The organism is Dietzia maris, assembly GCF_036287335.1.
In the GTDB taxonomy this organism is placed as follows: Bacteria; Actinomycetota; Actinomycetes; order Mycobacteriales; family Mycobacteriaceae; genus Dietzia; species Dietzia cinnamea.
On record NZ_CP143053.1, the window covers coordinates 2654958 to 2677922 of the forward strand.

Sequence of the window (22965 nt, forward strand, 5' to 3'; positions counted from 1 at the left end):
CCGAGGAGTCGTCATGCCACTGTTCCCCGCCACCTGCCCCACCGAGCGCGAGAACCTGCTCGAGTGGATCGACGTCGCGTTGGTCAACGCCCGGTCGATCGTCCACGGCCTGGACGCCGACCAACTGCACGCACGACCGCTGCCCTCCAGCGAACTGACGCTCGGATGGCTGATCCTGCACATCGGCGAGGTCGCGGAGGGCTGGCTCGGCCGCGCGGCCGCCGCGCCGAACGCGCCCGAGACCGGTCGGTCCCTGCCCGAGCAGTTCGCCTGGGCCGAGGCGGTGAACCGGGTCGACCCCGATGCCACCGCCGAGGAGATCCTCGCCGAGTACGACCGGCGGTGCGCGGCCGGACTCGCCCACCTGCGCGCGGCCGACCTCGACGCGCCCGTTCCCGTGCCCGAGGAGATGCCGTGGTTCCCGCCGGGGCTGCCCGCCTTCAACGGGCGCTGGGCCGCCCTCCACGCGCTCAACGAGATCGCGCGACACTCCGGTCACGCCGACATCCTGCGAGAGGCGATCGACGGCCGGACGATGTACGAGCTGATCGCCGAGGACCAGCAGATCGACATGTCCTACATCGGGCAGTGGTTCGCCGCCCATCCCGAGGTGCCCGCGCCGCAGTGGTGACGGGGGCGGCGCGGTGGCCGCCAGGGGCTCCGCGGCGGCCGTCTACGCGGGCGGAGTCTCCCCGGCACCGCCCGCGAGCTCCGCGAACTGCTCCTCGATCCGGCCGGCGACCTCGCCCGGTTCGGGGATGAGCTCGGCGTCGGTGGCGATCCCGACCGTCACCGTGCCGTCATAGCTGAAGATGCAGATCCCCAGCGCCTGGTCGCCGCTCATCGGCACCCACCCGAGCATGCCGTCGACGGTCGACCCGCCCAACGAGACCGGGCCGACCGGACCCGGCACCGAGGTGAGCTGACCGACGGTCTTGTTGGCGAACAGGTCGATCACCGCCCGTGCCACCGGTCCGGGCGCCGCGGCCACGGTGAGGATCGTCGCGAACGTCACGTGCGGCTCGAGCGAGTACCGCACGCGCGTCATCGAGGTGGTGATCGCGCCGAGCAGCTCCTCCGGGTCGTCGATCCCCAGCGGCAACCGCATGAGCACCAGCGTGATGTGATTGCCCAGCTCTCCCGCCTCGTCGTCGCCCGAGCCCACCGACACCGGGACCATGAGGTTGATATCCGAGACACGGCGGTCTCCATGGGCGTCGAGATACCCGGTCAACGCCTTGGACACGGCGGCGATCATCACCGGGGTGACGGTGCTGTCGTGCGACTTCGCCACCTCCTTGATCGCCGCGAGGTCCAGACCGGAGACCCACGCCACCTTCTTCTCGCGGTGCACCTTGCCGCTCCACGGAAGGTCGGCGGACCGCGGCTCGAACAGCAGCCGGAACACCGAGCGGTAGGTGTTGGCCATGCGATTGGTCGGACCGATGGCGTCGGTCAGGGATTCCACGGCGCGCGTGGGCACGCGCGAGAGTCGGCGACCCGGAGCCAGCACGTCGCGGGTCAGCCGGCCGAGCGTCTCCGGGAGCCCCAGGACTGCACCGGTCACCCCGCGGGCGATGCCGAACGAGTCCTTGGCCACGTCGGCGCCGACCCCTCCGACCGCGCTCATCGCGCCGAGCACACCCTTCGTCCGGGGCGACAGGTCGCGGCCGACCGAGGGCGGCGGGGTGTCGTCCTCGTGATCGCACAGGTCCAGGACCAGCTGCGTGAGCCGGACCCCGTCGACCACCCCGTGCTGGACGCGGAACAGGATGAGCGCGCCCTCCTCGGCCGCGCCCTCGTCCTCCGCGCCGTCATCCTCCGCGCCGTCCGGGTGGTACCCCTCGATGAACTCGACCCGCCACAGCGGACTGCCGCCGGGGAGCGGCACGCCCATCTGCTCGGCGACGTGCGCCTCGGCCTCCGCGCGTCCGCCGGGTTCGGGCAGACGCCGGTGGACCAGGTGGTTCGACAAATCGAAGTCGGGGTCGTCGACCCAGTACCACCGACGACCCCTGCGCTTGGCCACCCGACGGAACACCGGGTACGGCTCGACCATGCGGGTGCGGATCGCCTCTGTGACGGCGTCCCAGTCCGGCACGCGGGAGAACCACATCAGCGAGTTGATGTACATGAGGTTGTCCGGTCGGTCCATCAGCAGCCAGAGCTGGTCCCGCAGCGGGATCCGCACCCCGTCCGTCTTTCCCCCTGTCGCACTGCCCGCCACGCTGCCCGTTGCACCGTCCGTCGCCGCCATGGCTCCGTTCCTCCCGCTCGCCGGGTGCCCGCCTCCTCGAGCGCGGGGCGCCTCGCGGCTCACGCTAGAACAGTGATGACATCCGCCGCCGCGCAATGGCCGCACCCGGCGGCACAATGGGCGGATGCGCATCGTGCACGCGCCGGACGACCCACCCGCCAAGGGCTTCTACGCACTGCTCACCGCCTCGATCGCGCCGCGGCCGATCGCGTGGGTGTCGACCGTCTCGGCTGACGGAGTGCTCAACCTGGCGCCGTACTCGTTCTTCACCGTCGCGTGCGCGGATCCGGCGATCCTGTCCGTGACATCTATCGGCCGCAAAGACACGTACCGCAACGTGATGGAGACCGGCGAGTTCGTGGTGAACATCGGCACCGAGTCGCTCATGGAGACGATGAACGCCACGTCGGCACCCGTCGGGCCGGAGGTCGACGAGTTCGAGATGCAGGGGCTGACCGCCGATCCGTCGGACATCGTCTCCCCGCCGCGGGTCGCGGAGGCCCCGATCGCGTTCGAGTGCGTGCGTCACGACGTGATCGACCTGGGCACCAGCGCGATGCTGCTCGGTCGCGTGGTGAGCGTGACAGCCGACGAGGAGATCATGGCCGACGACGGACTCCCCGACTTCGACATCCTTCTGCCGCCCTCCCGGCTCGGCCGCCACCAGTGGGGCTACGCCCCAGGCACGCGAGAGCTGCCGCGGCCGCGGAAGTAGGTCCGGAGCTCCCGTTCCTATCCAGCCCCGCCGGCAGCCGCGGCCCACGGGGCAGCCGCTCCCGGCAATGGCGTCTCGCCCTCCCCGCGGTGCGCGCGAGACGCCATGGCGGCGGGCGGCTGGTGCTCCGGCTGGATCAGCGGCAGCTGCCAGCGCCTGACAACGGCTCCGCTTCCAGCTACTGCCATGAACAACCGCGGCCCAGCAGCCGCCGGAAACTCACAGCCCCGCCCCTCTCCACAGGCCGGGCGCAGAACCGGCCTCCGCGACGGGAACGGCCGGCCCGTCACGGCAATACTGCCTGCCCATGAGCACTGATCAGTCCCGTCCAGTCGTCATCACCGCGGCCGAGCTCCTCGCCCGTGGCTATAGTCGCCGAGCGCGCGAGCACGCGGAACGCACCGGTCAGCTCTACCGCGTCCGCCACGGCATCTACACGCTCGCGTCGGAACTCCCCACCGGTCCCGACAAGGCCGAGGCGATGCTCGAGATGAGATCGCGGGCCGCGGCGAAGAGCGTCGGCCCCGGGACCGCCCTGTCGCATACCTCGGCGCTCGTCCTCCACGGTCTGCCCGTCCACGAGATGGACACCCGGCGGGTCACCACCACCAGGCATCGACCCGGCAGCGGGAGCAGGCGCGGAAGGAGCACGATCTGCCACAATCTCGATCTCGCGGACGCCGTGGTCGAGGTGGACGGCATCCCGGTCACCGCTCCGGCGCGGACGATCGTCGATGTCGCGCGGACGAGTCCCTTCACCGGCGCGGTGTGTGCGGCGGACGAGGCGTTGCGTCGCGAATTGTGCAGCCCGACCGATCTGGCGGTCGAACTCGAGGCCGCCGCCGGCCGGGTGGGGATCGCCAGAGCCCGGGCCGTGGTGGCGTTCGCGAACGCGGGCGCCCAGTCGGTCCTCGAGTCGGCCAGCAGGGTGATGATCAGTCGCGCCGGTCTGCCGATGCCCGAGCTCCAACGGGAGTTCATCCTCTCGGACGGGACGTCGGCCTTCGTGGACATGTACTGGGAGGAGTGGGGGCTCGTCGGTGAGGCCGACGGGACGGGGAAGTACGGGATCGACGACGACGAGGTCGACGTCCGCAAGAAGCTCCGCGACGAGAAGAGACGGCAGAACGACATCGAATCTCTGGGCAACATCGTCCGGCGGTGGCAGTGGGAGGACTATCAGTGCGGCCGGGTCGTGCCGGTCATCCGCGAGGCGATGAGGATTCAGGAGTCCCTCGGCCGGGGTCCGGGCCGCGTCGCGTGATCCCGCTCCCGGGGATGGCGCCTCGCTCCCCGACATGGCGTCTCGCCCCAAGCCGCGCACCACAGCCGAGTTAGCAACTCCCACAGCCGCTCCCGGCGATGGCGCCTCGCTCCCGCGGATGCACGCGATTTCTGCAGCCGCTCCTGGGCATGGCGTCTCGCCCCAGGCCGCGCCCCGCAGCCGCTCCCGGGGATGGCGTCTCGCTCCCGCGGATGCACGCGATTTCTGCAGCGGCTCCTGGGCATGGCGTCTCGCACACCCCGCGGTGCGCGCGAGACGCCATGGCGAGGAGCGGCTGTGTGGGGACCGGGCCCGGGGCCGCTGCCGACAAGCCGGCGGGCGGCTGCGCGCAGGCCGGGCCCGGAGCTGCTGCCGACAAGCCGGCGGACGGGTTTGCCCAGCACGGCTGGTTCAGAGAAGTCCGTAACAGCGGCGGATGCGATCCAGCCACCAGTCGCGCCGCTCGCCGCCGATACGCAGGTTCTCCATCCGCGCCGGGTCCGGGGCCACCTGGCGGACCGGGAGATGCCCGTCCTCCAGGACGAAGACCCCCGGGTCGACGACGTCCTCGACGAAGAACCCGCCGGTGCCCAGACCTGCGGCGGGGATCTCGTCGTCGTCGCCCCCGGGCCCGCCACCCGCGCCGACACCCGGAAGGGCGGCAGCAGCCGCGACGCCAGCGGCGACCCCCACCGCCGAGTCGAGCGCACTGGACACCGTCACCGGCACCCCGAGCTCGGCGGCCACGGCCAGCAGACGCCGCGGGCCACCGAGCGGCGCGACCTTGACCACCGCCCGGTCGGCGCCCCCGGCCCGAACGACGCGTAGGGGGTCCTCGGCGCGGCGGATGGACTCGTCGGCGGCCACGTCCACGTGCACGCCGTCGGCGGCGAGGCGCTCCCGCAGCTCCACCAGCTCGTCGACGGTCGCGCACGGTTGCTCGACGTACTCCAGGCCCGGCCCGTCCAACGACACCGGACCGGTGCGGGAGACGTCGGCGGCACGCACCGCCTGGTCGAGGACCCGCACGGCGTGGGCGGCCTCCGCCACCGACCACGCCCCGTTGGCGTCGACCCGCACCCGCGCGCCGGGCCGGGCCTGCAGGACGGCGGCGACGCGGGCGACGTCGTCGACCAGCTGTTGCCCCTTCTCCGCCACCTTGACCTTGACCGTCATGCACCCCGGGAAGCGGTCGAGGATAGCGCCGACCTCGCCGGCCGACACCGCCGGGACCGTGGCGTTGACCGCGACCCGCGAACGCACGGGCGGCGGCGGGCCCTGCCACGCCATCTCGATCGCCGAGGCGAGCCAGTGGGCGGCCTCGCGATCGTGGTACTCCCCGAACGGCCCGAACTCGCCCCACCCGGCGGGCCCGTCGATCAGCACGAGCTCGCGCTCGGTGACGCCGCGGAACCGCACCCGCATCGGCAGGGCCACCACGTGGACGCGCGCGAGCAGATCGTCGATCGACTCGGGGCCCGGTACGGATGTCATGGGTCCACGCTAACGTCGGAGCCATGACCGAGCAGAGCAGCACCCGTTCCGGCAGCGCCGCGCAGGACGAGACCGCCAACCCCTTCGATCCGTCGCAGTGGCGGGAGGTCGAGGGCTTCCGCAGCGGCGTCGACCTCACCGACCTGACGTACCACCGGCACGTCGGCGAGGGCCGTGTCAACGGGATCGTGCGCATCGCGTTCGACCGGCCCGAGGTGCGCAACGCGTTCCGCCCGCACACGGTGGACGAGCTGTACCGGGTGTTCGACCACGCGCGCCGCTCCCCCGACGTGGGCACCGTCCTGTTCACCGGCAACGGGCCCAGCCCGAAGGACGGCGGGTGGGCGTTCTGCTCCGGTGGGGACCAGCGCATCCGCGGCCGCTCCGGCTACCAGTACTCCACCGAGCACGACTCGGACGTCGCCGGCGCCACGGCGGACAAGGTGGACGAGGCGCGCGTGAAGGCCGAGGGCGGGCGCCTGCACATTCTCGAGGTGCAGCGGCTCATCCGCACCATGCCCAAGGTCGTGATCTGCCTGGTCAACGGCTGGGCCGCGGGCGGCGGGCACTCGCTGCACGTGGTGAGCGACCTGACGCTGGCCTCGCGGGAGCACGCCCGGTTCAAGCAGACCGACGCCGACGTGGGCTCGTTCGACGCCGGCTACGGCAGCGCGTACCTGGCCAAGCAGGTGGGCCAGAAGTTCGCGCGCGAGATCTTCTTCCTCGGCCAGCCGTACACCGCCGAGGAGATGTTCCAGATGGGTGCCGTGAACCGGGTGGTGGATCACGCCGAGTTGGAGTCGACCGCCATCGAGTGGGCGCGGCAGATCAATGGCAAGTCCCCGACCGCGCAGCGGATGCTGAAGTTCGCGTTCAACCTCACCGACGACGGCCTCATGGGCCAGCAGGTGTTCGCCGGCGAGGCCACGCGCCTGGCGTACATGACCGACGAGGCCGTGGAGGGCCGCGACGCGTTCCTCGAGAAGCGCGAGCCCAACTGGGACGACTACCCCTACTACTACTGACGCGCGCGAACCGTCTGGTCATGGCCGACTCCCCCGCCTCCCGCGAGCTGCGCACCCTGCCCGTCCCCGGCGGCCCGGCGGTCGCCGAGGTCCTCCCCGCTCTGGAGGAGATGCTCGCCGACCGCGGGCCCGCCCTGCTGCCGGTGCCCGCAGACGACCCCCCGCGCACCCGGATCCTCGCCGACAGTCAGCGCCCCGGCGAGCCGATCGACGACCGCGTCGCCCTGGTGGTGAGCACGTCCGGCTCCACGGGGACGCCCAAGGGCGCCATGCTCTCGGCGGAGGCGCTGGCCGCCTCGGCCGCGGCGACCGACACCGTGCTCGGCGGGCCCGGCCGGTGGCTGCTCGCGCTGCCCGCGCATCACATCGCCGGGCTGCAGGTGATCCTGCGGTCCCTGCGCGCCGGTCACGAGCCGGTGGTCGTGGACGTGACGCGCGGGTTCGATCCCGAGACGCTGCCCGCCGCGGTGGACGCGTGCCGGGCGGGGACGAGCGCGGGGGCCGGGCGCGCTGCCGACCGGGCGTACACCTCGCTCGTGCCGGGCCAGCTGGCCAAGGTCCTCGACGAGGGCTCCCCCGCGGCGGTCGAGGCCCTCGCCGCGCTCGACGCCGTCCTGCTGGGGGGCGCGGCGGCCGCGCCGGAACTCCTCGCGCGCGCCGCCGACGCCGGCGTCCGCGTTATCCGGACGTACGGGATGAGCGAGACAGCGGGCGGGTGTGTGTACGACGGCGCACCGCTGCCGGGGGTACGGGTCGAGGTCGACGACGACGAGGGCCGCGTCTGGCTGGCGGGCCCGCAGCTCGCCGAGGGATACCGGAACGCCCCTGATCATCCGGCGTTCGCCAGGGCGGGGTGGTTCCGCACTGACGACGCGGGGCAGATCGGCCCGGACGGCAGGCTCCGGGTCCTGGGCAGGTTGGACGAGGCGTTGAGCGTGGGCGGGCTGACGCTCCTCCCGCAGACCGTGGAGGACGCGCTGCGGAGGCATCCCGCGGTCGTCGACGTCGTCGTCGTCGGGATCCCGGACGCCCGGCTGGGGACCCGGCCCGTCGCGGCGGTGACCCTGCGCGCGACCGCCACGGCCGACGAGCTGCGTCGGCACGTCACCGGAGTCCTCGGCGAGCACGCGGCCCCGGCGCGGGTGGCGGTGCTCGACGCGCTGCCCGTGCTGCCGGGCGGCAAGGTCGACCGGCGCGGCGTCGCGGCCGGGTTCGTCGATGGGACAATCGGGGAATGAGCCGCGAGACCGACCCCGCACCCTCCGCCGCCGACGCCGCCGCCGGGCCCGGTGGCGCCACGTTCTCCCACTGGCTGGAAGGCGCGCGCCCGCGGACCTGGCCCAACGCGTTCGCGCCCGTGCTCGTCGGCTCGGCGGCCGCGGCGCTCGCGGGCGGGTTCGTGTGGTGGCAGGCGCTGCTCGCGCTGGTGGTGGCGTGGTCGTTCATCATCGGCGTCAACTACGCCAACGACTACTCCGACGGCGTCCGCGGCACCGACGACGACCGCGTCGGTCCTCTGCGCCTGGTGGGCTCCGGGTCGGCCCGCCCCGCGACGGTCAAGCGGGCCGCATTCGGCTTCCTCGGCCTGGGTGGTCTGGCCGGGCTCGTGCTCAGCGCGACCTCGCAGCCGTGGCTCATCCTGGTGGGCGTGGCGTGCGTCCTCGCCGCGTGGTTCTACACGGGCGGGAAGACCCCGTACGGGTACCGCGGGCTCGGCGAGGTCGCGGTGTTCGTGTTCTTCGGGCTGGTCGCGGTGATCGGAACGCAGTACACCCAGCTCGGGTCGGTGACCTGGTACGCGGTCGTCGCCGCGGTCGCGGTGGGCAGCTTCTCGTGCGCGGTCAACCTCACCAACAACCTGCGGGACATCCCCTCGGACACCGAGGCCGGCAAGATCACGCTCGCCGTGCGCCTGGGTGATTCGCGGACGCGCGGCCTGCACGCCGTGCTCGAGCTGCTGGTCCCGCTGCTGGCGACCCTCGCGCTGATCCCGGCGACCTGGTGGGCGCTGCTCGGGCTGCTCGCACTGCCCGTGGCGTGGAAGGCCAACGGCCCGGTGCGGGCGCGGGCCACGGGCGCCGACCTCATCCCGGCACTCGCGACGGCCGGGATGGCGATGCTCGCGTGGAGTGTCCTGGTGAGCGCGGGCTTCGTGATCGCGTCGCTGTAGACGCGCCCCGCGCGAACAACGGCGGCCGATCCCCTTCACCGGGGGCCGGCCGCCGCCGTCGTCCGTGGGCCGGTGCGTGGCCCGGCAGGGTCTACTTGCCGAGCGAGCCGGCGGGGACCGCGTTCCAGGCGTTCTGGATGCCGTCGTTGATCGCCAGGGCGGCACCGCGGAGCGCGTCCTTGACGGGCTCGGGCAGGGGCAGCCCGTCGATGTCGGCGATGTTGATCGTGCCCGGCGCCGGCGGGGCGACCGGTGCGGGCGCGGGTGCCGGACGGGGGGCGGGCGCCGGTGCAGGGGCCGGCGCGGCTCCGCCTCCCCTGCCTCCGGTCACGGTCACCTGCGTGGTCTCGGTACGAACCGGGACGCCGAAGATGTAGGCGGTCGCGACGGGGTTGTAGACGCCCGCGGTGGTGGGCGTGCCCTTGATCGCGGTGGTGGTCGGGTCATAGGTCAGCCCGGGCGGTAGTCCCTGGAACTGGATCGAGGCGCCGGGCGGCGGGGTGACGTAGTCACTGACCCGGCGCTCCATGTACTCACCCACCCGCAGAGTGAGCGACGGGAGGGCGGCGGGCGCCACGTCGGTGGCCTCGACGACGACGGGCGTGGTGTCGGGTGCCTCCGCCTGTCCTGACGCGGCCCCGACCGCGGCCATGGCGGCGAGTGCGACGGCGGAAGCGATGACAGGACGGGAGATACGCATACAGGCCTTTCGTGGACACCGCCGCGGACTCGCGGCTGACCCACGGTAACCCACCAAAGCACGTCACCCCGGGGCCATCTCAAGATGTGAGAGGGCCCCGGGGTGGACGTGGTCACCGGCGGCCTGCGCGACCGCCGGGAGTTTCCGGGGTCAGCCGCGGCCGTTCGCGACCGTCGGGCCGGGCGCCTGCACGGTGCGCGGAGCACCGGCGGCCACGGTCGGGGCGGTCGAGCCGGACGAGCCGCCGTTCGTGGTCGCGCCCGTGGTGGTGGACCCGGGCAGCGCCGGCAGGATCGCCGTGGAGCCCGGGGTGGAGGACCCGCCGTTGAGGGCCATGGTCAGCCCCGCCAGGCCGAGCATGGCCGCGCCGGTGAGCGCCAGACCGGGGGCCAGGGCACCGAGCGAGCCGGTGTCGGCGGGGAAGGACGAGCCCGGGATGGTGATCTCGCCGCCGCCGGTCAGCTCGGCGGCCGTGGTCAGCTCGCCTCCGGTGGTAGTACCGCCGGTCGTCGTGGACCCGGTGGGCTGGGTGCCGCCGTCGGCGGTCGATCCGGTCTCGGTGCCGGCGTCGATCAACGAGCCGAGCGGGGCCAGCGGGCCCAGGCTGGAGGTGTCGATGCCGCCGGTCGCCTCACCCTCGGCGGTGGCCGAGGAGCCCGGGAGGCCGAGCGAACCGGGGGCGGGCGTCTCCGCATCAGGCGTCTCGGTCCCCGGGGTCTCGGGGGCGCCGTTCGACAGGCTGCCGAGGCCGAGCTCGCCGTTCGCGGCGCTGCCCAGCGGGCCGGTCGGCCCCTCGGGGGCGCCCGGGTTCTCCGGGGTGACCCCGCCCTGACCGGTGGAGCCGGTCGCGAGCTCGGTGACCGAGCCGGCGTCGCCGCCGAGCGCGGAAACGATGCCCGCGACGGCCCCGAGGATCGCGTCGGTGCCGTCGGAGCCCGTGGTGACCTGACCGCCGGCCTCCACCTGACCGCCACCGAGGCTGCCCTCGACCGCTGCCGTCGAACCACCCGAGGCGCCGGTGGGCGCAGTGCCGTCGGCGTTGTTGACCACAAGCGTGGCGGGGATGCTGACGGGGGCGCCGTTGACCTTGCCGATGACGGTGAGCTCGTACGTGCCGCCGACCGCCGCCTGACCCGAGATCGCGCCGTCGGCGTACGTCAGCCCCTCGGGCAGCCCCACGACGTTCTCGATCTCGATCCCGGCATACACGCCGCTGGCCAGCTCCTGGATATCGAACGAGAACTCCGCGCCACCGGCGGTGAAACCGCTCACGATCAGCGGGGACGCCGAGGACGACGAGCCGGCGACGGTCTGGACGTCGCCGCGGACGGTCGGGGCGTCGGGAGCGGCGACGACGACTCCGCCCACGAGAGCGACCGCGGCAGCTGCTGCGACGGGGGCGACGAGGCGACCCCGGACGATACGACGAGGACGGGCGAGGCGAGCACGCATCGGCTGGTTCCTTCCGGAGGGGTTCAGATCGCTCACTCCCCGGAACGGGAGCGCAGACCATTACGCGTGCCACTCTAACCACATGCACACCAACTGTCTACTGCTGTCACATAAGTCACTCACAACACACAAACCACACCGGTAACACACCCCCCTGGGTATCAGCCCGGCCATGGGCGGACGTTTATCCGGCCCGTACTCCCCGGCGCCACACCGCAAATGACGAACGGCCCGATCCCGGTGTCGGGATCGGGCCGCCGCGGCGAACTCGGGGTGTCAGGCCATCAGGGAACGGGCACGGAGGTCGGGACCGGCGCGACGGCGGGCTCGCCCGGGGTCGCGGCCGCAGCGGCGGCGCCGGAGGCCTCGGCGCCCGCGTCGTCGGCGTCCTCGCCGGCGGACACCGAGGCGGCCGTCAGGGTGGAGGTGACGGCGGAGCTGCTGGGAGTGGTGGTGCCGGTGACGGTGCTGATCGGGTTACCGGCGCCGTCGACGATCACCGTGACCGGCGGCAGGACCATCTCGCCTCCGAGGAACGTGTCGCACAGCCCCTCTGCGAGTGATCCGGTCTGCTCGAGCGACGCCGTTCCGCCGCCCTCGCCCGCGACCACGTCGAGCAGGTTGGGGAAGGAGTCCAGGGCGGTGGTGATGAGGTCGAGGACCCCGGTGGGCACGCCGTCGATCCCGAACAGCGGATAGAACTTGGCCACCGAACCGCCCAGCGCGGGCAATTCGCAGACGGCGTCCGACTCCGGCGTCAGATCACCGACGCTCGAGTCCTCGCCGGTGACGCCCTCGAGGCTGCCCAGAGAGCCGCTGTCCGGCGAGCCGGACCCGTCGCCCGGGGCGTCGCCGTCCTCCCCGCCGTTGCCGCCCTCGTCGTCGTCACCCCCGACGTCGGCGGAGCCGTCGGACAGGCTCCCGGCATCGAGACCTTCGGACTTGAGGCTGCCGGGCGGGATGCTGCCCGCACCCGCCCCGTCGGGCGCCGCTCCGTCACCCTGCGCGTTGACGACGGGGACGGAGAGGGCGACCAGCGCGAACGCGGCGGCGGAGACGGTAACGGCCTTGCGGGTGAACATGTGTGATGAACCCTCTTCGACGACGGCGGACGGGGTCGAACCCCCGCGTCCCCCTCCAGGGCGCCGGACGTCGACGGGAGAACTGTAACGCGGAGACCGTCGCCCGGGGTGGAGATCGCCCCGGGCGCGGCGGGCGTCACTGTCCGAGGCTGCCCGCCCCCGTGGTGAGGAGCCCCAGCAGGGCGGTGGGGTCGGCGGCGAGGCCGGTCGCACCGGCCGCCTGCCCGGCGGTGGTCGTCGTCCCACCGGTCGTGGCCGCGCCGGTCGTGGCCGCGGCCCCACCGGTGGTGGCGTCGTCGCCGGTGGCGCCGGCGGACTGGCCGCCGAGCAGTTCGGGCGAGATCGTGCAGAGCATCTCCCCTACCGACCCGATCCCCTCGAGCGACCCGCTGTCGCCGAGGACGGACGGCAGCAGCCCCACGACCGCGTTGACCAGCATCAGGACGAGGCCCGACGAGGCACCGTCCTGGTCGCCGGTCACCAGCGGCAGCAGCTGGGCCAGCGAGGCGCCGTCCATCTCGCCGTCCCCGAGGACCGAGCACACGTCCGGGCTGGTGCCGGCCTCGCCGTCGTCGCCGTCCTCGTTCTCCGTTCCGGGGGCACTGTCGGCCAGGCTCGGATCGCCGGGGGCCGCCGAGAGGGTGGGATCGGGCTGGGCGTCGTCGGTGGTGGCCTCGTCCGTGGTGGGCTCGTCGGCGGTGGTGGACGGCTCGGTGGTGGAGGGACCCGTCTCCCCCTCCGCGTCCGCCCCGGCGCCGTCGGTGGTTGCAGCCTGCCCGGCCGCCCCGGCGCCGTCGACGACGGTGATGGCGACCTTCTGCGACTGGGACAGCGCCCCGTTGGACACGGTGACGAGGACCTCGTACTCCCCGGCGCGGGTAGGCGTGCCGGAGATGACCCAGCCGTCCTGGGTGAGGCCGTCGGGCAGGCCGGTGACCTGGATGGTGGTGCCGGCCGGGATGGCGCCGCCGGCCGCGCGAGCCACGACGGGCTCGAGGTCGAGGTTCACGGGCGTCCCGAGCGGCATCTCCTGCGCAGCGGCCTGATCGGTGGCGTTCTGCGCGAGCTGGATGTCGCCGGCGTCGACGGCGGTCGGGTCGGTCACGGCCACGACCGTGCCGCCACCGACCACGGCGAGCGCGGCCAGGGCGCCACCGAGGGCGAGCGTGCGGGAACGGGGGGCGGTGCGGTGCGAGCGTCGCTGGAACATGAGGTCACCTTGTCGTCCGGGAGCTGGGCACGACCGGGCCAGGCCCAGTCACACACGCATCGTACGTCACATCAGTCACACGAGCCACAGACATTCTCAGCGCGCCGCGGCGATCCCTACACTCACCTCTCGGACGCCAGCCGCGACGGAAGGACCCACGTGACCCCACCCCCCGAGATCGCCATCCGGGCCAAGGGCCTGCGCAAGACCTACTCCCACGGGCGGGTGACGGTGCGGGCGCTGGACGGGGTCGACGTGGCCCTCGACAAGGGCCGCTGGACCGCGGTGATGGGCCCCTCCGGCAGCGGGAAGTCCACCCTCATGCACTGCCTCGCGGGCCTCGACACCCCCGACGCCGGCACCGTGACGATCGGGTCCACCGAGGTCACGCGCCTGCGCGACGCCGGCCGCACCCGACTGCGACGCACCCGCGTGGGCTTCGTGTTCCAGTCCTTCAACCTCGTGCCCGCGCTGTCCGTGCGGGAGAACATCGTGCTGCCCGTCCGGATGGCGTTCCGCCGACCCGACCGTGCGCGCCTGGACACCCTGGTCGGCGAGCTGGGGATCGGGGACCTCCTCAGGCGCCGACCCCATGAGCTGTCAGGCGGTCAGCAGCAGCGGGTGGCCATCGCGCGCGCCCTGCTGCCCCGCCCCGACGTGGTCTTCGCCGACGAGCCCACCGGCAACCTCGACTCCGAGTCCGGCGAGGCCGTGCTCGGGCTCCTCGGCGCGTGCGCGCGCGAGACCGGGCAGACGGTCGTCATGGTCACCCACGACGCGCACGCGGCCGCCCACACCGACACGGTGCTGGTGTTGGCCGACGGCCGGATCGCCGACGAGGTGACGTCCCCCACCGCCGAGGCCGTGGACGCGGCCATGCGCTCGATCGCCGGTCGCCGGCCGGCCACCGCGTGAGCGCCCGCCTGGTCCTCGGTCAGCTGCGCGTCCACGCGGGCCGCTACCTGGGGACGCTGCTGGCGATCGCGGTGGCCGTGGCGTTCGTACTCGCCTCCGTGGGCGTCCTGCGGACGATGGCGGCGAGCGCCGACGCCACCTTCGGCATGCGCTATGAGAACACCGCGGTGCTCGTGCAGAACCTCGGCGACCGGACCTCCGCCGGCAGCGAGGCCGCGCGGGAGGAGGCGGCCGAATCACAGCGGCTCGGCCTGGAGGCCATCGCCGCCACGCCGGGCGTGCGTGCGGTGACCGTGGACGCGCAGACCTACGTGCGGGTCCGGGTGGAGGGTCGCGCCCAACAGATGACGACGACGACAACGCTCGCCACCGACGACGGCCTGCGCTGGCAGCCGCTGGCGGACGGGCGGCTTCCCGCCACTCCTGGCGAGGTGGCGATCCGCGCGGACGCGGACCTGCCGGTGGGCGCCACGTTCGAGGTACAGCCGACCGGCGGCGGCGACCCCGCCCCCGTCACGGTGGTGGGCCTGTTCGACCTGGCCGGGCAGCCCGACATGAAGTCGGCGTTCCCGCTGTACGCGACCGACGAGCAGGTGCAGCAGTGGGCGCCGAACGGCGCCGGCGGGGACGTGCGCGTGGCCTCCGACGGGACCGTGCCCGACGCCGCACTCGCCGCGGAGATCGAACGGCGGCTGGCCGACGTGCCCGGCACGTCCGCGGTGGAGGTGTCCACCGGCGCCGCCGAGGCCGACGCGCTCGCCGAGTCGTTCATGGGCGGTCGCGACGTCTACACACGCGCCCTGCTGGCGTTCACCGTGCTGGCCGTGGCCGTGGCCGCGCTAGTGATCGGGACGACCTTCGCGGTGGTGTTCGCCGCCCGCGTGCGCGAGACGGCGCTGCTGCGGTGCCTGGGCGCCTCTCGGCTGCAGCTACGTGTCTCGGGCATCGCCGAGGCGCTGGCGGTGGGCGCGCTGGCCACCGCGGCCGGGCTGGCCCTGGGCCGGTTCGCGGTCTCGTTGGCGTCCCGGGAGGCCCCGCGGCTCGGGGTGACCATCCCGCTGCAGGAGGTGACCGTGCCCGGCCGCGCGTACCTGCTCGCCGCCGCGGTGGGCATGGGCGTCACCGTACTCACCGCGCTGCCGTCGTTGTGGCGGGCCACCTCCGGCAGTCCACTCGAGGCGATGCGCCCGGCGGACGTGCGACCCGACCCGTGGTGGCGGCGACTCGCGATGGTCGTGGTGGGCGCGGCGCTGGCGGCGTTCGGCTGGCACTCCATGTCGGACGCGGTGGCCGCGCGCGACGTGGTCTCCGCCGGAGCGTGGGGGGTCCTGGCGTTCCTCGGCGTCCTCGCGGTGGCCGCCGGGGCCCTGCCCACCCTCCTGGGCGCGCTCGGGACGGTGGTGGGTGTAGTGCTCGGCCCGGTGGGGCTCCTCGGCGCGCGCAACACCGCCCGCAGCCCGCGGCGCACCGCCGCCACCTCGTCCGCGGTCCTCGTGGGCGTGACGCTCACCGCGACGATGGTCACCGGCATCGCACTGCTCGGGCCCGCGATCCAGGCCCGCCTCGTCGACCGGGTCCCCCTGGACGTGGCCGTGACCGCGCCCGACGGTCTCCTGCCCGTCGGCCTGCCCGAGACCCTGGCCGACACCCGGGGTGTGGCCGAGTCGCTCGTCGTGACGGACATGTACGCGGAGGACCCGCAGGGCAGGCGCACGGTGCTGCGGGTTGCCGACCCGGACCGCATCCGCGAGGTCATGCGCCGCGACGTGGTGCTGCCGGGGCCGGGCGAGATCGTGCTGCCCGAGTCCTCCCCCGTGGCCGCGGACGCCCGCGACGGCGACACCGTCCGGTTCACGTTCTTCTCCGACGACGACGGCCGCGACCTCGTGGTGCGCCGGACGAGCGACCAGTGGGCCCTCGCCGCTCCGGACAGCGTGCCGGCCTGGCCCGTGGCGCAACTGCCCGACGGCTCGCCCTGGCCTGAGGGCGTGGAGGTGCCGAGCCAGTTCGTGCCCCGCACCGAGCTGTGGCTGCGGATGGACGACGCCCTGGAGGGCGAGCAGCTCGACGCCGCCCTGCAGGACGTGCGCTCGGCCGTGGTGGACGCCGCTCCCGACCTGGCCGTCACCGAGAGCTTCGCCTCCCGCGAGCAGATCGCCACGTCCGTCCGGACCGTCCTCACGTCGAGTGCGCTGCTGCTGGCGGTGGCGGTGGCCCTGGCGCTGGTCGGCGTGGCCAACACCCTCACGCTCGCCGTCCGGGAGCGGACGCGGGAGATCGCGCTGCTGCGCGGCGTGGGCGTGACCCGTACCGGTGTCTGGCTCATGCTGGTCCTGGAGACGCTGCTGGTCGCGGTGTGCGCGGCCGCCCTGGGCGTGGTGCTGGGCGCGGCCTTCGGCTCCGCGGGAGCGGAGGCCCTGACCGGTGCCGGTGGCGGGATCGGCGGTGTCTTCCGCGGACTGACCGGCGCCGCCGGAGTGGGCGGTAACGAGAACCTGCCCGTGTCCGATCTGGTGATGGTGGGGGTCGGCGGAGTGCTCGCCGCACTCCTCGCGGCCGGTGTCGCAGCCCTGGGCGCTGTCCGTACCAGGGTCACGACGAGCTGATCACCTGCGAAATCGACCCCGCCGCCCTCATCCGGTGGCCATCCTTTGACAGAACTGAGACACTATCGTTATGCGAAATCGGGTGCTCCTCTCCGCCGGCGCAATCGCGCTGGTTGCGGCGTCGTGCGCGCAGCCGGAACCGCAGGTGCTTTCGGAGGGGCCACGCTCCGCGCCCGCGATCGAACTGACGTCGCCCACCGCGACGACGGACCGCGAAGAGCAGTCGGGGAAGTTCATCGCCCGGTGTGCGACCGATGCCGACGGGGGCACCCCGGGAATGACCATCTTCACCGACGGGTCCCAGGACGTCACCGATCACTGCCTGAGCCGCTACTACATCGGGGTCCAGCCGGCGCCCGGGGCGTTGTACGTCCCCGATGAGGAGGCCGGCACCTACGCTCCCCCGAGCGAGACCGCGACAGCTCAGCCGACCGGTGAGCAATGGACACCCGCCCAGCCGCGCACCGACATCGATCCGCTCGAGACCGAGCGAATCGATGACCGTGACACTCGCGATGACGAGACGACCACCGATCGGCCGGACGCGCCCGGCACCGACGATCCGGACAGCGGCACACCGGCCACGGACGAGCCCGGCTCCACCACGACCTCACCCGGTGCGACGACGCCGACGTCACCTCCGCCCACCACCGGACCCGGCGGGACCGAACCGGGCGGCACCGAGCCGGGCCAGAGCGAGCCCGGGCTGCCCGACCCGAGCGTTCCGGGCGGGGCGGAGCCCCCTACGACGCGCTCGTCCGACCCGACCTCCGTTCCGACGGAGGCGGATAGGAGTCGACTGCAGCCGCCGGCTCCGCAGACGTCCGTCCCGCCGACCCGCGATTCCGGATCGCTGGGGTCCGCGGGGTCGGACGCCTCCGGCGAGCCGCGGAGCTCCGTCCGCATCCCGGGCTTCCGCTGGCCGGGGTCGTTCTGGCCGGGCGGCCCGCGCAGCTGACACGCCCGCCCGGCACCGCGCTCCCCGCCGTGCCTGCCCCCTTCCGGGGTGGGCTCAGGCCTCGTTCATGCGCCGCCGCAGGTCCTCGCGTTTTTCGCGACGCCCGGCGTCGACCTCCGCGATGCCGGAGTTGATCTGCGCGCGCAATCGGCTGAACAGCACCATCGACAGCGGCAGCGCGATCACCACGGCGATGATCGCCGCGACCAGGACCGGGATCTGCACCCCGGCGAGGGCGCCGAGCCCGATGATCACCAGGGTCAGCGCCAGCACCAACAGCAGCCGGACAATCGTGTAGAAGACCATGTTCCGGGCCAGGCGGGCACCGGGCGAGCTCCCCTTCGGGGTGGTGGCCGGCATGGTCGACCCGTCCGTGGGGTGTGTTGATTCGTCTCGCTCGCTCATGGTCTCCAGGATACGTATCGTGGTGGAAAGGAGGTTCGAGTGATCTGGCTCTTCGCACTCATCGGGGTGGTGACAGTGGCGATCCTGCTGTGGCGGGCCTTCGGGCCGGGCTCACGGTCGGCACCCCCGCGCGTCATCGCTCCCGACGACGATCCGGAATTCCTACGGGAACTGGACCGTCGTAAACCGCTGGACCCCTGACGCCCCACGGGCGCGGGCGGGACGACGACACACCGGTCGCGCGGACCGCGTGAGGCGCCTCGTTCAGCTGCGCGCCAGCAGGCGGACGATGGAGTCCACTGCGTCGCTGATCTGTGCGCCCGTGCGGTCGAACACCTCGGGTTCCCGCCCGATCGGGTCCTCCACGTCGAGCGCTGGATCGTCAGTGTTGATGTTCAGCCGCGCGCGCGACAGTCCCGCCAGCGTGACGGACTCGTCCGAGTCGGCCAGCCGCGCCGCCTCGAGGAGCGTGTAGGTCTTCTTCCACAGCAGGGGCGCGAGCTCCTGGACGGCGTCGCGGTGTGCGCGGGTCGCGGTGAGGACGAGGTCCCTCCCGGCGAGCAGGTTGGTGGTGAGCAGCCGCGACGCGAACCCGTCGCCCTCACCGCCGTAGCCCTGCAGCACCCGCAGGGTCTCGCGGTGGATCTCCGCTCCGTTGGCGGCGCGGGTCCCGGCGGAGTCGACCGTCACGTCGAGTCCGACCGCGGCGGTGCGTGCGGCCAGCAGCCGCTCGGCCAGCGGGGAGCGACACATGTTGCCTGTACAGACCGTCATCACGGAAAGCGCCATGCGTCGATCCTAGTCGGCGGCGAGGTCGCCTCTCCTCTCCTGGCGCCTGCGTCCGCTCGACCACGCCCGGCTCAGCGGCCCACCACAGCCGCGCGCGACCATGGCGTCTCGCTCCGCCCGGCGGGCAGGCGAGACGCCATGGACAGGAGCGTCGATGCCCGTGGCGTACATCCCCCAGAGCACGACGCCATCGGCGGGAGCGGATGCGCCACTGCCGTAGGAGCGAGACGCCATCGCCGGGAGCGGACGCGCAACGGCCGCAAGAGCAAGACGCCATCGCGAGAAGCGAGACGCCATCGGCGGGAGCGGCTAGTGGGCATCTCCGTTAGTTCGTCGGGGGTCGGTGAGCCAGGCGGTGGGGTCGCCGAGATAGAGGCCGCAGGCGGTGTCGAGGGCTTCTGCGGGAGTGCCTGAGGGCCATCCGTTTGGCAGGGCGGCTTGCTGGTAGTCGTCGTGGCTGGCGCGGTAGATCGCAAAACCCCACTGGCTGGCTGATCCGGCGTAGCGCAGCCGGCAGAGCTTGACTTCGTCCCCGTCGGTCAAGGTGGCATCGATGTAGGCGAATCCGGCCCGGTAACGGGTGTGCAGGGCCTGGATCTGGGGCCACCGTTCGGCAGCGCGGGCCAGCAACTTCTGTCGCAATGAGGTCTGGGTCGACTCGGGGATCTTGGCCATGATCTCCATCATCGCCTCCACCAGTTTTCGCCCTCGGCTTTCGGGGTGTTCCGGCGTGGCGGCTCGGCGGGCGCCGCTGGATGGGTCAGAAATGGATATGCCTCCCACCAGCGCCGATATCGTCGTCCTCACCGCCAAGGAACGCGACGCGTTGACCCGCCGCGCGAACGCTGCCCGCTGTGCTCACCGTGACGTACTGCGAGCCCGGATCGTCCTCGCCGCCGCCGACGGTGACGCCAACGCTGCGATCGCCCGCGAGGTCGGGGTATGTCAGGACACGGTGCGCCAGTGGCGGCATCGCTTCTGTCTCGAGCGCCTTGAGGGGCTCAAAGATCGGCCCCGCTCGGGACGACCGCGAGTGTTCACCCCCGTCGAGGTCGCCCAGGTCAAAGCGCTGGCGTGTACGCGTCCGGCTGACCACGGTCTGCCGCTGACCCGATGGTCGGCCGCCGAGTTGAGAGCCCACGCCGTGGCCACAGGGCTGGTGAGGCCCGTGGCGCCGTCGACGATCGGGCGCTGGCTGGCCGCAGATGCGATCAAGCCGTGGCAGCACCGATCGTGGATCTTCCCCCGCGACCCGGACTTCGCCGCCAAGGCCGCCCGGGTGCTGGACCTGTACCACCGCCGATGGAACGGCGTTGCTCTCGGCGACGATGAGTACGTCATCAGTGCGGACGAAAAATCACAGCTCCAAGCCCTCAAACGCCGTCACGCCGAGACTCCCGCCAGGCCCGGTCAGCCGCGGCGCGTGGAGTTCGAGTACCGCCGCGGTGGGACGTTGGCCTACTTCGCCGCCTACGACGTCCACCAGGCCCGCGTGATGGGGATGACCGCACCCAAGACAGGGATCGCCCCGTTCACCGAACTGGTCGAGCAGGTGATGACCCAAGAGCCATACGCATCCGCGAAGCGAGTGTTCTGGGTCGTCGACAACGGCTCATCCCACGCAGGTCAGGCCTCGAAAGACCGGATGCGTCATGCGTTTCCCAACGCGGTCCTGGTGCACCTTCCGGTGCACGCCTCGTGGCTCAACCAGGTCGAAATCTACTTCTCGATCCTGCAGCGCAAAGCCATCGCCACCGGCGACTTCGCAGACCTCGACGATCTCGCCGCACGCATCCTCGCGTTCCAGGATCGCTACAACCGAAGCGCCGAACCGTTCGGCTGGAAGTACACCCGCGACGACCTCAACCGCCACCTCGACCGCCTCAACAACGACGGCACCCTCCGCGCAGCATGACCCCCGACGAACTAACGGAGATGCCCACTAGCCGCAGGTGCGGGGCGGAGTCACGCGAGCCACGACCCCGCGGCAGCGGCCGCGCGCGACGCTACGGCTCACTCACCGCGCCACTGCGGTGTGCGCTTCTCGAGGAACGCGCTCATCCCCTCCTGCGCGTCGCACGTGACGGCGTTGGTGGCCATCGTCTCGGCCATCTCGCGGTAGGCCTCGTCCTGCGGCAGGTCGATCTGCCGGTAGAAGGCCTGCTTGCCGATCTCCAGCGTCAGCGGGCTCGCGTCGGCGATCCGCGTGGCGAGCTCGTCCACGCGGGCGCGCAGCCGGTCGGCGGGAACCGACTCGTTGATCAGCCCCCATTCGACGGCGGTGGTCGCGTCGATCGTCTCGCCGGTCAGCAGCATCTGCATGGCGCGCTTGCGGCCGATGTTCCGGGAGACCGCCACCATGGGCGTCGAGCAGAACAGACCGATTTTCACGCCGGGGGTGCCGAAGCGGGCGGTGTCGACGGCGACTGCCAGGTCGCAGGTCGCGACGAGCTGGCAGCCGGCCGCCACCGCGTGTCCCTGGACCTCGGCGATCACGGGCTGGCGGATGGCCTGGATGCTCTCCATGAGGTCGACGCAGACCGAGAAGACCTCACGCTCCTGCTCGAGAGTGCGCTCGACCATCTCGCTGATCTCGTGCCCGGCCGAGAGCGCCGGCCCGGAACCGGTGAGTACGACGACCCGGCAGTCGGGATCGTCGCCGAGTGCGCGGATTGCCGCGGTGGCCTCCCGCATCATCTGCAGGGACAGCGGGTTGCGGCGCTCGGGCCGGTTGAGCGTGACGCGGGCGATCGGGCCGGTGTTCTCGACGAGGACGAACGGGGTGCTCACTGGGGGCCTCCGTCAGGGGTGAGGGGTACCTCCCCCGGTTCTACCGTCCGATCGGCGCGCGCGGGCCGGGACCGGGCGAGGACGCCCCCGTGGGCGCGGTCGGGCCGAGTCCGAGAGATCAGCACGCCGGCCGGGCCCCGCCGGATCAGCTCACGCCAACGCCGGCCCGGCCCGGAGAGCCCACGACGATCAGTTGGCGGCGGCGCGGTGCTGTCCGTCGCACCACTGCTCGGCGGGCACGGCCGCCTTGACCTGGTCGACGTGCTCGCCGCAGCCCTCCCAGGTGGTCTTGCCGCAGACGGGGCAGGTGACGGGGTAGCACATGGGGATCTCCTCGATCGTCGGATGGATATCGGCCGGCCCACCGCGCCGTCAGCGCACGGTCCGACGGTGCACAAGTCGACGGTGCATAGGTTGACAATGCACGAGTCGTGGGTGCGCGGGTCGGCGGGGGCAGACCGCCGAGGGTAGGTCAGGCCTCGGCGGGGCGCCACTCGGCGTCGACACGGGGGGTGGCGTCGCGCAACCGCTCGACGTGCGAGCGGCAGGCGTCCCACTGCGGCAGTCGCCCGGCGGCGGCCGCGTCGAGCAGGCTCGGCGCGTCGCGGTCGCGGTCGCTCATGACGTGCTCGATCGCGGTGCCGTCGAGTGCCATCTGCGGCCAGTCGATCGCGATCTTCGGATCGAAGGCGTCGATGACGTGCTCGGCGCCGGGCCGCCAGCCCTCCGAGCAGAAGTACATCACGGTGGACTGCGGTTCGAGGGCCAGGAATCCGTGGGCGACGCCCTCGGGGATGTAGACGGCCCGTTGCTCGACGGAGTCGAGCAGGACGCCGGCCCATTCGCCGAAGGTCGGCGAGCCCACGCGGACGTCCACGACGACGTCGAAGACGGTGCCGGACGGGCACAGCACGTACTTCGCCTGCCCGGGTGGTACCTCGGCGTAGTGCAGGCCGCGCAGGACGCCTTCTCCGGAGACGGACACGTTGACCTGCGCGAGGTCGAAGCGGTGGCCGGTCATCTCGCGGAAGGCGGGGTCGGTGAAGGCCTCGTGGAAGACCCCGCGGTCGTCGGAGATCTGGCGCGGGGTGATCTCCCATGCCCCCGTCACACTGAGCTCGCGCAGCTGCACG

General features: G+C 72.7%; 23 protein-coding genes. 11 read left to right on the forward strand and 12 right to left on the reverse strand.

Annotation, left to right across the window (positions count from 1 at the left end; all coding sequences use genetic code 11):
• Nucleotides 1-13: 13 nt before the first annotated feature.
• Nucleotides 14-631, forward strand: a complete 618-nt coding sequence (locus tag VYL96_RS12260; RefSeq protein WP_131886232.1) for a DinB family protein — start codon at nt 14-16, stop codon at nt 629-631.
• Between the two features lie 42 nt (nt 632-673).
• Here VYL96_RS12260 and VYL96_RS12265 read toward each other — a convergent pair whose 3' ends face one another.
• Entirely contained in the window at nt 674-2257 is a 1584-nt protein-coding gene (locus tag VYL96_RS12265) for a WS/DGAT domain-containing protein (RefSeq protein WP_243699763.1), read from the reverse strand.
• 124 nt (nt 2258-2381) lie between these two features.
• Between VYL96_RS12265 and VYL96_RS12270 the strand changes: the two genes are divergently transcribed.
• Together VYL96_RS12270 and VYL96_RS12275 are read left to right on the forward strand one after the other, a co-directional pair.
• Nucleotides 2382-2972, forward strand: a complete 591-nt coding sequence (locus tag VYL96_RS12270) for a flavin reductase family protein (protein ID WP_131886231.1) — start codon at nt 2382-2384, stop codon at nt 2970-2972.
• Between the two features lie 307 nt (nt 2973-3279).
• The gene (locus VYL96_RS12275) at nt 3280-4236 is read left to right on the forward strand and encodes a type IV toxin-antitoxin system AbiEi family antitoxin (protein WP_131886230.1); all 957 of its coding nucleotides are present in this window, start codon (nt 3280-3282) and stop codon (nt 4234-4236) included.
• Between the two features lie 411 nt (nt 4237-4647).
• Here VYL96_RS12275 and VYL96_RS12280 read toward each other — a convergent pair whose 3' ends face one another.
• Entirely contained in the window at nt 4648-5730 is a 1083-nt protein-coding gene (locus VYL96_RS12280) for an o-succinylbenzoate synthase (protein ID WP_131886229.1), read from the reverse strand.
• A 23-nt stretch (nt 5731-5753) separates the two neighbouring features.
• On the opposite strand from VYL96_RS12280, the gene VYL96_RS12285 reads away from it, so the two are divergent.
• Genes VYL96_RS12285 through VYL96_RS12295 form a run of 3 tightly spaced genes read left to right on the forward strand, consistent with a single transcriptional unit; the run spans nt 5754 to nt 8925 of the window.
• The gene (locus VYL96_RS12285) at nt 5754-6755 is read left to right on the forward strand and encodes a 1,4-dihydroxy-2-naphthoyl-CoA synthase (RefSeq protein WP_131886228.1); all 1002 of its coding nucleotides are present in this window, start codon (nt 5754-5756) and stop codon (nt 6753-6755) included.
• A gap of 20 nt (nt 6756-6775) precedes the next feature.
• The gene (gene menE, locus VYL96_RS12290; protein WP_131886227.1) at nt 6776-7993 is read left to right on the forward strand and encodes an o-succinylbenzoate--CoA ligase; all 1218 of its coding nucleotides are present in this window, start codon (nt 6776-6778) and stop codon (nt 7991-7993) included.
• The gene (locus VYL96_RS12295) at nt 7990-8925 is read left to right on the forward strand and encodes a 1,4-dihydroxy-2-naphthoate polyprenyltransferase (RefSeq protein WP_131886226.1); all 936 of its coding nucleotides are present in this window, start codon (nt 7990-7992) and stop codon (nt 8923-8925) included. The genes menE and VYL96_RS12295 overlap by 4 nt, the downstream gene beginning before the upstream one ends.
• A 91-nt stretch (nt 8926-9016) precedes the next feature.
• Here VYL96_RS12295 and VYL96_RS12300 read toward each other — a convergent pair whose 3' ends face one another.
• The 4 genes from VYL96_RS12300 to VYL96_RS12315 all read right to left on the reverse strand — a co-directional run bounded on the left by VYL96_RS12300 (nt 9017) and on the right by VYL96_RS12315 (nt 13369).
• Nucleotides 9017-9625 (reverse strand): hypothetical protein, encoded by a 609-nt coding sequence (locus VYL96_RS12300; RefSeq protein ID WP_207913588.1) that lies wholly within the window; start codon nt 9623-9625, stop codon nt 9017-9019.
• A 150-nt stretch (nt 9626-9775) separates the two neighbouring features.
• On the reverse strand, nt 9776-11077 hold the full coding sequence (locus VYL96_RS12305) for a hypothetical protein (protein ID WP_236885606.1): 1302 nt from the start codon (nt 11075-11077) through the stop codon (nt 9776-9778).
• Between the two features lie 284 nt (nt 11078-11361).
• Nucleotides 11362-12159, reverse strand: coding sequence for a hypothetical protein (locus tag VYL96_RS12310; RefSeq protein ID WP_131886225.1), 798 nt, complete (start codon nt 12157-12159; stop codon nt 11362-11364).
• Nucleotides 12160-12295: 136 nt separating this feature from the next.
• Nucleotides 12296-13369, reverse strand: coding sequence for a hypothetical protein (locus VYL96_RS12315; RefSeq protein ID WP_131886224.1), 1074 nt, complete (start codon nt 13367-13369; stop codon nt 12296-12298).
• A gap of 159 nt (nt 13370-13528) precedes the next feature.
• On the opposite strand from VYL96_RS12315, the gene VYL96_RS12320 reads away from it, so the two are divergent.
• The 3 genes from VYL96_RS12320 (at nt 13529) to VYL96_RS12330 (ending at nt 17848) form a co-directional block, all read left to right on the forward strand.
• Nucleotides 13529-14284, forward strand: a complete 756-nt coding sequence (locus VYL96_RS12320; protein WP_131886223.1) for an ABC transporter ATP-binding protein — start codon at nt 13529-13531, stop codon at nt 14282-14284.
• Nucleotides 14281-16890 carry an FtsX-like permease family protein gene (locus tag VYL96_RS12325; RefSeq protein ID WP_131886222.1) on the forward strand — a complete coding sequence of 870 codons (2610 nt, stop codon included), beginning with the start codon at nt 14281-14283 and terminating at the stop codon, nt 16888-16890. Before VYL96_RS12320 ends, VYL96_RS12325 begins: the two co-directional genes overlap by 4 nt.
• A 70-nt stretch (nt 16891-16960) precedes the next feature.
• Nucleotides 16961-17848 carry a hypothetical protein gene (locus VYL96_RS12330; protein WP_236885607.1) on the forward strand — a complete coding sequence of 296 codons (888 nt, stop codon included), beginning with the start codon at nt 16961-16963 and terminating at the stop codon, nt 17846-17848.
• Between the two features lie 54 nt (nt 17849-17902).
• Here VYL96_RS12330 and VYL96_RS12335 read toward each other — a convergent pair whose 3' ends face one another.
• Complete coding sequence (locus tag VYL96_RS12335; RefSeq protein WP_207913587.1) at nt 17903-18253, reverse strand: DUF4229 domain-containing protein; 351 nt, start codon at nt 18251-18253, stop codon at nt 17903-17905.
• Between the two features lie 39 nt (nt 18254-18292).
• Here VYL96_RS12335 and VYL96_RS12340 point away from each other — a divergent pair, with 39 nt between their 5' ends.
• A complete protein-coding gene (locus VYL96_RS12340) occupies nt 18293-18454 on the forward strand; it encodes a hypothetical protein (RefSeq protein WP_165928520.1) in 162 nt (53 codons plus the stop codon).
• Nucleotides 18455-18517: 63 nt separating this feature from the next.
• Here VYL96_RS12340 and VYL96_RS12345 read toward each other — a convergent pair whose 3' ends face one another.
• The gene (locus tag VYL96_RS12345; RefSeq protein WP_131886221.1) at nt 18518-19042 is read right to left on the reverse strand and encodes an arsenate reductase/protein-tyrosine-phosphatase family protein; all 525 of its coding nucleotides are present in this window, start codon (nt 19040-19042) and stop codon (nt 18518-18520) included.
• 309 nt (nt 19043-19351) lie between these two features.
• Nucleotides 19352-19729 (reverse strand): hypothetical protein, encoded by a 378-nt coding sequence (locus tag VYL96_RS12350; RefSeq protein ID WP_329437518.1) that lies wholly within the window; start codon nt 19727-19729, stop codon nt 19352-19354.
• 85 nt (nt 19730-19814) lie between these two features.
• Here VYL96_RS12350 and VYL96_RS12355 point away from each other — a divergent pair, with 85 nt between their 5' ends.
• Nucleotides 19815-20957, forward strand: coding sequence for an IS630 family transposase (locus tag VYL96_RS12355; protein ID WP_329437521.1), 1143 nt, complete (start codon nt 19815-19817; stop codon nt 20955-20957).
• A 98-nt stretch (nt 20958-21055) separates the two neighbouring features.
• On the opposite strand, the gene VYL96_RS12360 is transcribed toward VYL96_RS12355, so the two are convergent.
• From VYL96_RS12360 to rfbC, 3 genes are all read right to left on the reverse strand, one after another.
• Entirely contained in the window at nt 21056-21832 is a 777-nt protein-coding gene (locus VYL96_RS12360) for an enoyl-CoA hydratase (protein WP_007632325.1), read from the reverse strand.
• 189 nt (nt 21833-22021) lie between these two features.
• Nucleotides 22022-22156 (reverse strand): DUF8730 family Cys-rich protein, encoded by a 135-nt coding sequence (locus VYL96_RS12365; protein ID WP_007632323.1) that lies wholly within the window; start codon nt 22154-22156, stop codon nt 22022-22024.
• 148 nt (nt 22157-22304) lie between these two features.
• Entirely contained in the window at nt 22305-22964 is a 660-nt protein-coding gene (gene rfbC, locus VYL96_RS12370; protein WP_131886688.1) for a dTDP-4-dehydrorhamnose 3,5-epimerase, read from the reverse strand.
• Nucleotide 22965 lies beyond the last annotated feature (1 nt).